Origin of the sequence: Flavobacterium glucosi (assembly GCF_048286535.1) — a bacterium.
Taxonomy (GTDB): domain Bacteria; phylum Bacteroidota; class Bacteroidia; order Flavobacteriales; family Flavobacteriaceae; genus Flavobacterium.
In genome coordinates this window covers 37970-51125 of sequence record NZ_JBLVPK010000007.1, presented here as the reverse complement: position 1 = coordinate 51125, position 13156 = coordinate 37970, and the positions used below count along the sequence as shown (strand labels likewise).

Annotated in this window: 13 protein-coding genes; 5 read left to right on the top strand and 8 right to left on the bottom strand. The window is 35.0% G+C overall.

Translation table 11 applies throughout. From position 1 onward, the window contains the following. Positions 1 to 225: 225 nt before the first annotated feature. From ACNQGD_RS12760 to ACNQGD_RS12750, 3 genes are all read left to right on the top strand, one after another. On the top strand, positions 226 to 705 hold the full coding sequence (locus ACNQGD_RS12760; protein ID WP_417999552.1) for a nuclear transport factor 2 family protein: 480 nt from the start codon (positions 226 to 228) through the stop codon (positions 703 to 705). After that, the gene (locus ACNQGD_RS12755) at positions 695 to 1141 is read left to right on the top strand and encodes a DUF1572 family protein (protein ID WP_417997329.1); all 447 of its coding nucleotides are present in this window, start codon (positions 695 to 697) and stop codon (positions 1139 to 1141) included. Before ACNQGD_RS12760 ends, ACNQGD_RS12755 begins: the two co-directional genes overlap by 11 nt. A gap of 111 nt (positions 1142 to 1252) precedes the next feature. Continuing rightward, positions 1253 to 2341: an AI-2E family transporter gene (locus ACNQGD_RS12750; protein WP_417997330.1), complete on the top strand. Its 1089-nt coding sequence runs from the start codon at positions 1253 to 1255 to the stop codon at positions 2339 to 2341. A 1-nt stretch (position 2342) separates the two neighbouring features. On the opposite strand, the gene ACNQGD_RS12745 is transcribed toward ACNQGD_RS12750, so the two are convergent. The 7 genes from ACNQGD_RS12745 to ACNQGD_RS12715 all read right to left on the bottom strand — a co-directional run bounded on the left by ACNQGD_RS12745 (position 2343) and on the right by ACNQGD_RS12715 (position 9573). Beyond that, positions 2343 to 3389, bottom strand: a complete 1047-nt coding sequence (locus ACNQGD_RS12745) for an o-succinylbenzoate synthase (RefSeq protein WP_417999551.1) — start codon at positions 3387 to 3389, stop codon at positions 2343 to 2345. A 43-nt stretch (positions 3390 to 3432) separates the two neighbouring features. Beyond that, complete coding sequence (locus tag ACNQGD_RS12740) at positions 3433 to 4641, bottom strand: tetratricopeptide repeat protein (protein WP_417999550.1); 1209 nt, start codon at positions 4639 to 4641, stop codon at positions 3433 to 3435. Between the two features lie 167 nt (positions 4642 to 4808). Then, on the bottom strand, positions 4809 to 5486 hold the full coding sequence (locus ACNQGD_RS12735; protein ID WP_417994592.1) for a metal-dependent hydrolase: 678 nt from the start codon (positions 5484 to 5486) through the stop codon (positions 4809 to 4811). Positions 5487 to 5537: 51 nt separating this feature from the next. Beyond that, entirely contained in the window at positions 5538 to 6488 is a 951-nt protein-coding gene (menA, locus tag ACNQGD_RS12730) for a 1,4-dihydroxy-2-naphthoate octaprenyltransferase (protein ID WP_417994591.1), read from the bottom strand. 84 nt (positions 6489 to 6572) lie between these two features. Then, positions 6573 to 8087 carry a PH domain-containing protein gene (locus ACNQGD_RS12725; protein WP_417999549.1) on the bottom strand — a complete coding sequence of 505 codons (1515 nt, stop codon included), beginning with the start codon at positions 8085 to 8087 and terminating at the stop codon, positions 6573 to 6575. Further along, positions 8087 to 8608 carry a PH domain-containing protein gene (locus ACNQGD_RS12720; RefSeq protein ID WP_417999548.1) on the bottom strand — a complete coding sequence of 174 codons (522 nt, stop codon included), beginning with the start codon at positions 8606 to 8608 and terminating at the stop codon, positions 8087 to 8089. The genes ACNQGD_RS12725 and ACNQGD_RS12720 overlap by 1 nt, the downstream gene beginning before the upstream one ends. Positions 8609 to 8742: 134 nt before the next feature. Continuing rightward, positions 8743 to 9573: a 1,4-dihydroxy-2-naphthoyl-CoA synthase gene (locus ACNQGD_RS12715; RefSeq protein ID WP_126459908.1), complete on the bottom strand. Its 831-nt coding sequence runs from the start codon at positions 9571 to 9573 to the stop codon at positions 8743 to 8745. A 257-nt stretch (positions 9574 to 9830) separates the two neighbouring features. On the opposite strand from ACNQGD_RS12715, the gene ACNQGD_RS12710 reads away from it, so the two are divergent. After that, positions 9831 to 9956: a hypothetical protein gene (locus ACNQGD_RS12710; RefSeq protein ID WP_417999547.1), complete on the top strand. Its 126-nt coding sequence runs from the start codon at positions 9831 to 9833 to the stop codon at positions 9954 to 9956. 494 nt (positions 9957 to 10450) lie between these two features. On the opposite strand, the gene ACNQGD_RS12705 is transcribed toward ACNQGD_RS12710, so the two are convergent. Continuing rightward, positions 10451 to 11305 (bottom strand): CvfB family protein, encoded by an 855-nt coding sequence (locus tag ACNQGD_RS12705; protein WP_091208223.1) that lies wholly within the window; start codon positions 11303 to 11305, stop codon positions 10451 to 10453. 374 nt (positions 11306 to 11679) lie between these two features. On the opposite strand from ACNQGD_RS12705, the gene ACNQGD_RS12700 reads away from it, so the two are divergent. Continuing rightward, entirely contained in the window at positions 11680 to 13032 is a 1353-nt protein-coding gene (locus ACNQGD_RS12700) for a M28 family metallopeptidase (protein ID WP_417999546.1), read from the top strand. The last annotated feature ends 124 nt before the right edge of the window (positions 13033 to 13156 follow it).

The following is a 13156-nucleotide window of genomic DNA, read 5'->3' as shown; positions in this document are numbered from 1 at the left end:
TATCATTTAACCCATTATTAAAGAGGATAGAAACTTAAAAGTCTATCCTCTTTTTTTTTATCTAAAATTGAAAAACCATTTCCGAATGTAATCTAATGCTAATCAATCCTGAATTATTCTTGCTTTTCTTATAAGGAATAAATCATATCTAATTTTTTATATTCCTTTTTTAAAACATCATTTTTAACAAAAAAACATTATTTTTACTGATCACTTTATGTAGTTATGACCCCAAACGAAAAAAACCTCATTAAGTTCTATACCGCTTTTGCCAATGCCGATGCTACCACTATGTGTGAATGCTACCATTCTAAAATTGAGTTTCGTGATCCTGCGTTTGGTTTATTAAAAGAAAAGGATGTTTGTCAAATGTGGAAAATGCTTATTAAAAAAAGTAAAGGAAATATAAAAATTGAGTTCTCAGATATAAAAGCAGATCAATACACAGGTTCAGCACAATGGATCGCTACCTACAACTTTAGTAAAACTAATAGAAAAGTAGTAAATGTTATTCGTTCGCAATTTCAGTTTAAAGATGGATTAATAAAAAAACACACTGATGATTTCGACATCTGGAAATGGACCAAACAAGCTTTTGGAATTACTGGTTATTTATTAGGTTGGACTGGTTATTTTCAACATAAAATACAGCAACAAGCACTAGTATCATTAAAGAAATACAAACAAAATAAAAATGCTAATTGAAAGTTTAAAAACATTACTCAACCGAGATTTAAACCAACTAAAAACTGAAATTGAGTCGTATCAAAATGAAAGTGATATTTGGAAAATCCAAAAAGGGATAGCTAATTCAGCCGGAAATCTATGCTTGCATTTAGTGGGAAACCTCAATACGTACATTGGAGCCGAATTTGGGAAAACCGGATATATAAGAAATAGAGTTCTGGAATTTTCACTGAAAGATATTCCAAGAGCAGAATTAATACAAAAAATCGAAAAAACCATTGTCGTAGTTAACAATGCACTTAACACTATATCAGAAGCAGAATTAAAAATGGAATATCCTGTATTAGTTTTCAAAAACAAAACTTCAACTGAGTATATACTCATCCATTTGACTGTGCACCTAGCCTATCATTTGGGACAAATCAATTACCACAGACGATTATTGGAATCTTAAAACATTTTCAAGAATCGGCAATTTAGTAGCTAGTTACACGTTTTAGGTTCATACTTAATCGTTTATAAAGTAAGGAAGAGTAAGAAATAAAGCTTATAATACAACAATTATATGTCAGAATCTTCTAAAACACCCATTCCATTTCAATCCAACGGGAGATTTTCTGTGTTAGAAATTCTTCAGTTTATCGTATTGGCGGCTTTGATTCTATACTTTGGTAAAACATTATTTATTCCGTTAAGCTTTTCATTACTTATCAGCTTCATTCTGTACCCCATCTGTAAATGGATGGAAACAAAAGGAATTAACAAAGGACTTTCAATTATTATTTCTATTTTAGGTGTAACTCTTTTGGTAGGAGCTATAATTTATCTATTATTCGTGCAATTCTCCGAATTTCTTCAGGAATGGCAATCTTTGAGAACCAAACTAACCGAAACAGTAAACCAATTGAGCCTTTTTATTTCAGAACGATTTGATATTAGTTTGGAAAAACAAACGGAATTTATCAATAATACGCTCAACAACTCCGGTTCCCAAGCTTTTTCCATAGTACGAAACGCCGCATATTCGCTCTCTGAATCTGTGTTTTTTCTATTAATGATTCCTGTTTTTTCGGTATTGATACTTTTCCATCGCCAAATGTTATCGAATGCTTTGTATGAACTTTTCCCTCCCGAAAGAAAAAAAACCATTCACGAAATCCTTATCGAAACCATTCATGCGTATTACAATTTTATCAAAGGAATGCTACTGGTCTATTTAATAGTTGGATTATTAAACAGTATCGGACTATTGATTATCGGAGTACCACACCCATTTCTGTTTGGTTTTATAGCCTCAATCCTCACTTTTATTCCGTATGTAGGCATTATGATATCGTCGCTCTTGCCCATTGCAGTTTCCTGGATAACCTACAATTCAATTTGGTATCCGTTAGCCGTCATTGCTGTTTTTTCAGTTGTTCAAGCACTCGAAGCCTATATTATATTTCCTTTTGCGGTGGGAAGCCGTTTGAAAATAAACACACTGATCATCATTATTGTGGTAATCGTGGGAGGCATTTTATGGGGTGCTGCAGGAATGATTCTCTTCATTCCGTTCATCAGTATCATCAAATTGATTGCGGATCGCACACCAAGTTTAAAGACGCTATCCGTTTTATTGGGAGACGGTGAACAAAAGAAAACTACGAAATGATCTATTTCAAAAGAGCAAAATCAAACGCCCAATCCAAATCCTTTTTGTACCACAATTGCCCTTCTGAAACTTCCAGCGGACAGTCAAAATTATTGGCATAAAGCGCTCCGGTTCCTAATCCATGAGGCATCAAATTGTGCTGTAAAAAGGTCCATTGCGCAATGGCATTCAGTCCAATATTACTCTCTAAAGCAGAGGTAATCCACCACCCAATTTTATGCTTTTCAGCCAATGAAATCCATTCTTGTGTGCCTCGAAAACCACCGATAAAACTAGGCTTTAAAATGATGTATTGTGGCTTGATTTTTTCTAATAATTGTTCCTTTTCTATCAAAGTAAAAACACCAATCAATTCCTCATCCAAAGCAATTGGAAAAGGTGTGGTTTTGCATAGCTCTGCCATACTGTCAGTATGATTTTTTAATATTGGCTGTTCAATACTATGTAATTTAAATTCAGACAGTTGTATTAATTTATATAAAGCTAAATTTATATTAAAAGCGCCGTTTGCATCGACCCGAATTTCGACTTCTTCCGGCGTAAAATGTTCCCGAATAAACCGTAATAATTGCAATTCTTTATCGAAATCTATCGCTCCTATTTTAAGTTTAATGCAACGAAAACCCTGTGCTAATTTTTCTTCGATTTGTTGTTTCATAAACGACTCTTCGCCCATCCAAACCAAGCCATTAATGAGTATCGATTTTGTACCATTTGTAAAATCTGAAGGAAAGAGTAAAAAAGGGGTTTCACTCACTAAAGATTGGAACGCCATTTCAACTCCAAATTGTATCGAAGGAAAGGCAATCAAAGCTTCCCAAAGTTGGTCTTTTCCAAGATGGATATTGTCGCAGGTCCATTGTAATTTTTCTTCATAATCCGGTCGATCATCAATACTCAATCCACGAAGAATTCCGCATTCTCCTATTCCCTTTTTACCCTCATGCTCCAAGACGATAAACCAAGTTTCTTTTTCGGACATAACGCCGCGGGAAGTTCCTGACGGTCGTTTGAAGTTGAGGATGTATTTATGGTAGGTTGCTTTCAAAAAAATTATAAATTATGAATTATTTAAATCTGGTAACTTAAATCTATTTATCAATCAACTTCAAAACTCTTTCAAAATCATCATTTTTAATGCCGACTTTCTTAAAAGATTCGAAATCTTGTTTTATTTTTTCAGTCCAACTCAAACAATCGGTAACGTTTTGTGATTGGTATTCCTTGTAAATAGCTTTGGCCGAGGAATAGTTATCATTCAATAAATAGGCGTGTGCCAAATTCAGCTTTATCAACAACTCCGAATCATCGAGCTTCTCGCCTTCTTTTAAGAATTTAATCGCTTTACCGTATTGCTTAGTCAACACATAACTATTTCCTATAGCATTGTAATCCAATGCAACTGCTTTTCCATCATTGATAATTGTTGTCAGTTTCAGAATGGCTTCACCTTGTTTGCCTTGTTTTGCTGATACAGCAGCTTGTTTGCGCAAATCATCATAAACACTTTTTGAAAGACTGGTTTCCCCAAAACAACTGTTGCCAAAATCCTTAAACGCTTTAGCACGCTCTACAGCTAATAATTTTTGGAATTCCTTGAACTTGTATTTGGATTGTATTTTATCAAGGATACAAACGCAAAAATCATCTGAATTAGTCATTTTTTGCGCCATATTCGAGGTTTTGCATTGATCTATGATTGCTTTTCTGTTTTCAATTGTCCAACCTCGGCTGAGTTTGTTATCGACCCACGGTACGATTTCCAGGATGATTTTTTGATTCATGATCCAGTTTTTACTTTCGAAACCAAACCATAAGTTCCCCGAATTCGTTTTCATACAAGCCGATTTCTCTGTAGAAAGCCGTTTGGCATCTTTGCTAACCGGCGTATCCTGAACCAGACAAGCGTCATCAGTTTTTCCGTTTTCTTTGTATTTTAAAGCCAAATCATTGCTTGAAAAAACGGCATACTTACATTTATCATCTCCCGATATTTTAGACAATATAAAAACCGCTCCTGCTGAGCCTTGACTGATTCCTGTTGGATCTGGAATGGCTTTTAAAACCGAAACCAAACTACTTGCCATTTGCTGATTTTTATCCAAAAGTGTTATTCTATAAACGACTTCGGTGGTTCCTTCAGGCAAATCTTGCGTTTTAATAATGATCCTGTCTCTTGCGGCAACCGAAATTTCTTCAGTTGTTGCACGGGCTTTGTCCCAATAGCCGTCTTTTTGAGAAAAAACAGATTGAAATGAAATAATTGTTAATGCTATAAAAGCTATTTTTTGAATGTTCATTTTCTTGATTAACGTTTTTTAGCCCAGATTACTTCACTAAACTTTCATTTACATAGGAGTTCAGTGAACTTCGTTTGCAGTGAAAATCCTTTTTATCAGCTTTTTCGGCTGATAAAAAGATTGCAACGAATAGCTGGAGATTGCTTTGAAAAACTCGCAATGACTTTTTACAATTCGATGAAACTTCCTATTTCCAGTAGCATCAAATCTTTTCCTTTATCAAAGAATTCACGAATGGCAGCTTCATGATCGATTTCGATATAACCAAAAGTGTCGTAATGATACCCCAGAATTTTATCGCAATCCAAGAAATCAGAAGCAACAATAGCATCTTCGACATCCATAGTGAAATTATCGCCGATAGGCAAAATCGCCAAGTCAAGTTTGGTGCGCATAGGAATGAGTTTCATGTCCATGGTAAGCGCCGTATCGCCAGCAATATATATGTTTTTATGTTCGCCTTCAATGACAAAACCGCCCGGATTCCCACCGTAACTGCCGTCAGGAAAGGAACTGGAATGAATGGCATTTACATATTTTAGTTTCCCAAAGTCAAAATTCCAGCTACCACCGTGATTCATGGGATGCACTTGAAAACCTTTGGCGCCATAATGACCTGCAATTTCAGCATTAGAAACGATTACCGCATTCGTTCTTTTGGCAATGGCCTCGACATCCAGAATATGATCTCCGTGCGCGTGCGTTATCAAAATATAATCAGCTTTTAAGGTATCAATGTCAATATGAGCTGCCTTTGGATTCGCAGAAATAAAAGGATCTACAATGATGTGCTTGCCGCCAACTTCTATACCCAATGAGGCGTGACCGTAAAATGTTATTTTCATTTTTTTTAATTTAAGGTTTTAAATTGATTTTGAAATTGCCACTGATTTTTTTCAATAATTATTCACGATCAAATCCGAAAAGAAGAAAATCATACACAACGCCAGCAACACCGAAAGGGCAAAAGTACTGAGCGCCAGTTTTTTTAATTCAGGATCTAATTCCTTAGGGTTATGATTCTTATAAACGGTAATTAAATGTTTAGTTAAAGGAATATACGCCAATAAAAACAAGTATTGATCAAAGTGAAAATCATCTATGATTGCGAAAATCAACACCAAAATCATTGCGGTTACAATCAGAATATAATGGTATATTTTAGCTTTGGCTCCGCCGATTTTTACAACAATCGTATTTTTATTTGACTTTCTATCCGATGCTTCGTCACGCATATTATTCAGATTTAAAACGCCGACGCTCAATAATCCAATGGCTATTGCAGGTAAAACCAATTCAAAATCCAGTTGTTTTGAATATAAAAAATTCACTCCCAATGTACTCACCAAACCAAAAAATACAAACACAAAAACATCACCAAATCCACGGTATCCATACGCTGTATTTCCAACCGTATAGCGAATTGCTGAGACTATTGAAAGAATTCCCAACATCAAATAAAACAAGGAAAACCATAAATTTGTATCTTTAAACGCATAATAAATCAACAGCATCGCCGAAAGCAACGTCAATGCAGAGGTGATTATAATAGCGCGTTTCATGGCTTCCGGAGTAATTACACCGCTTTGTATCGCGCGTTTTGGCCCTACTCGATCTTCATTGTCTGTTCCTTTCATGCCGTCACCATAATCATTGGCAAAATTAGAGAGTATTTGCAATCCAAGTGTGGTCAATATGGCAAATCCAAATAAACGCCAGTTAAAGACTTCTGTTGGCGTTAATATATTATCTGTTGGGTGTGCCAAAGCATACATGCTTCCAACAATTATTCCCGATACAGATAAGGGTAAGGTGCGTAAACGTGCGGCTTCAATCCAATGCTTCATGTTTTTTTATTTAAAAGTTTGAAGTTTAAAACTTAAGATTTATGGTATAGAAAACTTTAAACCTTAGACTTTAAACCATTTTGTTTACATCCAATTACTATCGGAAGTTTCTATTTCGTACAACCAAAGGTTGACTTGTTGTTTTACTATTGAATAATTCCCTAACTGAAAAGTGATATTTCCTCCTGCAGTATGCAATATTATGGAACCAATATCCAACTTTTTATGCCAAAAAAGCTGCGACGTTGTAATCGCTTGGATTTTACTGGGGTCAATAATAGCATTGCTCACATCCCAAGCGCCACTTTGTTTTATTATAAAATGCTCATGGATGAATAATCGGTCATTTTTAAATTTAAAATATTGGATTAATCCAATAATAACTACATACACCGGCACTACATAACTGTATTCAAAAAATACTGGTTCAAGCCAATACCCAATCGCCAAAAATCCCAACAAAGGTACTCCTATTGAAAGAAAAACAGAAAAAACAAGTTTACGAAAATTAGGCTGAAGCATTAATCCTTTTTCAGGAATTTTATTAAACAATAATTTCAATATCGAATCTCTCTCAGTCTCATTGCATCCTGGAATTTCTATTACTGATTTTCGTTCTTCCTTTTCTCCACCGGTTGCTTGTTTGATTTTTAGTTCCAGAATTCCCATTTTCTTTTGGAAATAATTCCTTGTAACGGTCGTAATCTGAACTTTTTCAGGTTTGATGATGGTGCTTTTCGAATTCAACAACCCAAAAGACAATAGCAAAGACCCTTTTTGTCGGGTTATTTTATAATCATAATATTTGAAAACGATTCGTATTATATTTACAACTAATACAATTCCAAACAATAACAGTATCGACATTAAAATAGTTTGCAACACTAAGTTTTTATCGATGTAAGAACCTACTTTTTCTTTGTAAACATTGCTTTCGTCTCCAAAATTTTGAAAATTCTCATAAATCGTACTAAAGAAAATCACCAATAAAGCAATACTTCTACCATAATTAGAAGTTATTCCTACTTTCAGCAAACTCAAAAAACTTATTTTTATGAAAGGATGCGCAGCTTCAAATAGTTTTTGCTCAGTTTCCTCCAATGAAGTTTCTTCAGTTCCAATTGCATGCTGCGTTTCTTCATTTTCCAACAAACGGAATTTCAACTCCAAAGCCAATTCATGCGAAATCGCCTTGATAGCGCCTTCTTTTTTATTGCTTCCGGCAGTGTCTACATCCAATTCATAAACACCAATTAACTTTTGAATAAAAGACTGATTTATATTTACCTGTTGGATTTTACGCAGCTGAATCGCAGTTTTGGTTTTATTGAAAACGCCTTCTGTAATAATAAATTCCTCGTTTTCGGCATCCAAAAAGAAAGTGAAATTTAGGTATTTCAAATAGGAAACAACTCCAACACTTACAAAAACGGCTATCATTCCAAGGAAAAAATACAATTTATTAACCTCATCAAACTTAAAAATCCAAATCACAATCACAGGCCACAACGCTCTGGCATATTGCTGAAGCGTGTAAAAAAACATTACCAAAATTCCTACTGAAGATTGCCGCTGTGGCTGACTAAAATCGGCTCTCATTACAATTGTTTTTGTATTTTTCCCATCAACAATTGTTTAATATTTTCGGCTTGTTCTTTCTCAATTCCCGGAATTTCAATATCACTGGAACTACCGCCGGCAGTAAAAACTTCAATTTTGGCCAGACCAAAAAAACGCGAAATGAATCCTTCATGCAAAGCCACATGCTGTACTCTGTTATAAGGAATTACAATTGTGTTTGTAGCAATAATTCCGTGTCTAAAAAGCACATCGTGTTCCCTAAATGCAAATCCTTTTTTTTGGAATCCAATATAAGAAAATACAATAATCAAAAGTGAAAGTATCGGAATTACAATTCCTAAAATCAACCAGACTCTTCCTGAAAATAGCTCTGGCTTGAAAACAGAAATTAATACCGGAACAAGAATAAGTATTGCTATAATTATGGCAACATTCAGTAAAACCACTCTTAAATATTTAGGATGCAAATTCGTAAAAGCGACTTCCTCAAATTTAGGAAGTTGGCTGGTATTAATTGTTTCGTTTGTGAAATTTTCCATTTGTAAATTTTAGTTTAAAGTTTAAGGATTAAAAAGTTTAAAGTTCTTGATTGAAACAACTTTAAACCTTAAACCTTAAGCTTTTTTTCCATGTTTTGCGACTGAACACTAAAAACTGAACACTGATTACTGCCTTACGGCAACCACTTTTTCTCAAAATTCGGTTTTCTTTTCTCCAGGAATGCATTTCTACCTTCTTTGGCTTCTTCGGTCATATATGCAAGTCTTGTGGCTTCACCCGCAAAAACCTGTTGTCCTACCATTCCATCATCGGTAAGATTCATGGCAAATTTTAGCATTTTAATAGCCATTGGTGATTTTTGCAAAATTTCCTGTGCCCATTCATAAGCTGTATTTTCTAATTCTGCATGCGGAATCACAGCATTTACCATTCCCATATCCATTGCATCCTGAGCCGAATAATTACGCCCCAAAAAGAAAATTTCGCGTGCTTTTTTCTGCCCTACCATTTTGGCTAAATAAGCCGAACCATAACCACCATCAAAACTTGTCACATCAGCATCTGTTTGTTTAAAAATAGCGTGTTCTTTACTTGCCAAAGTCAAATCGCATACCACATGTAAACTGTGTCCGCCACCTACAGCCCATCCGGGAACCACAGCAATAACTACTTTTGGCATGAATCGAATTAAACGTTGAACTTCTAAGATGTTCAAACGGTGCTGTCCGTCATCACCCACATATCCTTGATGTCCCCGTGCGTTTTGATCGCCACCACTGCAAAAAGAATAAACCCCATCTTTAGAAGAAGGCCCTTCGGCAGAAAGTAAAACAACACCAATGGACGTGTCTTCTTGCGCATCATAAAATGCATTATACAATTCGGCAGTTGTTTTTGGACGGAATGCATTGCGCACATCCGGTCTGTTGAACGCAATTCTGGCAACGCCATTGCATTTCTTATAAGTGATATCTTCGTATTCTTTAGCAGTGATCCAATCCATTACAATTGATTTAAATTATTTTAGTGTAAAAATAAATCATTTTTTACATTTTATCTATTCTATTTAGCCAAGCTTATGGTAATCCTTCTCTGATTAAAGCCTTTAAAACGTTAAAAAAAAATTAAAAAACAGTATTTTAACAGTAGGCAATTCAAATTATTTTTAATTTTAGATCAAGCTAATCAGATTAATACAAATTATTTATCTTGATTAATTATTGATTCTTCACTGATTTATTAACCTAAAAAAAGAATGTATTGAATACCATTAAAAATGTTGTCGCTCCTTTTTCTACGGTAATAACTTATAAAAATATTTCAAAATCCCCGATTAACGAGTTAATGCAACAACCATTTGCCCCAGCAGTAAAAAATAAAAAGTAACACCTACGGTTAACTAAAGAGCTATTTTTCTTGTTCTTGCAAAAGTGAGACATTAATAAACAATTGTTTTAGAAAATTATCTTCCAATATATACAAAACCAACGGCCTTATCGTGAAATTATTTCTTAACTCGTAAGCAAGTGATTGTACATTTAAAGACAAAATATTCTTTAAAGTACTTACGCTTAAGTTATTGTTTTAAAAAATAGTATCGTGAATACTATTGTATTAGAGGCGAATAAAGCTACTTTAAATTTCACATTTATTTTAATGCTGTCAGAATTTAATATTCTGAAACAGCATAAAAAAGAGAAAGACTAACCGTTATGATTAGTCTTTCTTTTTTTATGTAATGAGGATTGTAGCCCATTCTACATTGTTTTTTCTATACCATTTTAAAAATTAAGCAGCATTTAGAATACGGTTTTTAACTAAATTTCCTTAATATCTTAATGGTTTCAAAAGATTAAACATAAAATAGTGTTTGTCTTTTTTTATTCCTTAACCAAGTAAATTCCGTCTTCCTTGATTTCAATTAATTTCTCTCGGTACAGAGCGCCAATGGCTTTCTTGAAGGTTTTCTTACTCATTTTCAAAACCGTCTTAATGTCTTCCGGATGCGAATTATCAGTTAAACGCAAGAAACCTCTGCTAGCTCTTAATTCGTCAAGAATTTTCTCGGCATTCGGTTCGATACTTTGATATCCTTGTACCTGCAATGCCACATCAATTTTATTATCCGGTCGAATCGTTTTGATGTATCCTCGCATGCGGTCTCCCGTACGAATCGCATCATCATAGACTTCATCTTTGTACATCAAGCCTTTGTACTTTTCGTTGATGATCACGTTAATTCCTAATTCAGTGATATGGGAAACGATTAAATCTACCTCTTCCCCTTTTTCAACCGTAAGGTGATCATTTTTTAAAAACTGATTTAATTTGCTGGAAGCGACCAAACGATTGGTTTTTTCGTCCATATAAAGGTACACCAAGTAGCGTTTTCCTTTTTCCATAGGACGCGCCTGCTCTTTGAACGGAACCAAAATATCCTTTTCCATTCCCCAATCCATAAAAGCACCAATCTGATTGGTATAATTCACACGCAAAAGTGCAAATTCATTCAACAATATATACGGCTCTAATGTTGTGGCAACGGGTCTTTCTTCGTGGTCTAGATACACAAAAACAATCAACTCCTCGCCTATTTCAAATTCGTTTGGTACGTATTTGTTTGGCAACAGAATGTCATGAATTCCTTCGGGATCTTCTTCTGGATTTCCCAGAAACAAACCCACTTTGGTATCACGTAAAATGGTAAGCGTATTGTATTTTCCTATTTCAATCATTTTCTTTCAATTTCTAAAGCGCAAAGGTACGAAGTTTGAAAATAGTAAATTAAGAAACTGTCTACAAAAAAACAAAGCTCAAATCCAATGGACATTTTCTTTTTTAGGAGCACTACTTTCCGTTTTTTCATTACGAGTTGTCCCGCTGTTCGCAGTATCTTTCCAGTCCTGAACTTGTTTCAGGATCCTGAAACAAGTTCAGGACTGGAAAGGATACTTGCTTCCATCAGGGCTAGATTAGGATGTTTTCGTTCTCAGAAGAATTAATTCTTCAAAATCTTAAACGCAATAAGCATCAACAAATGCTAAAATCTAATTTCCCCATAATTTCCTTTTCTTTTTACTAACTTTGAAAAAACTAAAAAATCCTATTAATGAAACCAACCTCAATTCTTTGTTTATTCCTACTACTATTCATTTCTCATACCAATTACGCACAAACCACCGTCGATGATCCGGAAATAAAAAAAATGGTCGCCGAAGTAAAATCGGAAAATATGGAAGCTACAGTTCGCAAACTCGTATCTTTTGGAACCCGCCATACGTTGAGCGACACAAAAAGTAATACCCGCGGTATTGGAGCGGCACAACGCTGGGTAAAATCAGAATTTGATAAATATGCTTTAACATCGGGCGGAAGACTGACTTCGGTTATTGACTTTTTCACCATCAAAGCCGATGGAAGACGTATTGCAATCGACAGCCAATTGGGCAATGTGATGGCAACCTTAAAAGGAACTGATCCTACAGATGATCGTGTATTGATTATAAGCGGCCATTTAGATTCCCGTGCTTCAGATGTTATGGATGCCAAATCAGATGCGCCAGGCGCTAATGATGATGCTTCAGGAGTAGCCGCCATGATGGAACTCGCCAGAATCATGAGCCAAAGAGAATTTCCTTTTACACTAATTTTTGTAGCTGTAGTTGGTGAAGAGCAAGGATTGTACGGAGCCAAACATTTAGCAGATGTTGCCAAAGATGGAAAGTGGAATGTTATTGCCATGATCAATAATGATATGATTGGAAACAGTTTGTCCAGCGGTACTTTATTACGCGACAATACTAAAGTTCGTGTTTTCAGTGAAACAATTCCATTCTTAGAAACGGAAGCCGAATCAAAAATGCGTAAATCGACCAATCGCGATAATGACAGTCCATCCAGACAATTAGCCCGATATATAAAAACGGTTACCAATCAATATGTAGAGCAACTGGACATTAATTTAGTATATCGCAACGACCGTTTCTTGCGTGGTGGTGACCACACTCCTTTCAGTCAAAATGGATTTACAGCCATTCGTTTTTGTGAAATGAATGAAAACTACGATCACCAACATCAAAACGTTCGAAAAGAAAATAACATCCAGTACGGCGATCTTGCCGAGTTCATGGACTTTGAATACATGAAGAAAATAACCTGTTCTAACTTGGCTACTTTCAGCAATTTGGCTTGGTCTCCAAAAGCGCCAACAAACGTAGGAATTGAAGTGAAGGATTTGACTAATTTCTCTACTTTAGTTTGGACTGCTCCTGAAGGAAAATCAGTTTATGGATATAACATTCTTATCAGAGAAACGTCATCACAACATTGGGAAAAAACAATTTTTGTAAAAGATACTAAAGCTGAAATTCCGTATTCTAAAGATAACTTTTTCTTCGCTGTTCAAGCTGTAGATGCATTAGGACATTCCAGTTTACCAGTTTTCCCAGTACCAATTCGTTAAAACACCAGAAGATTTTAAACCATACAGCCATTTAGATTCTGTACCATTTTAAATTTATACAATGAAATTTAGAGATTAAGAAAGTATTGAATAAATTATAGGAATAAGTATAAATAAAAAAGCG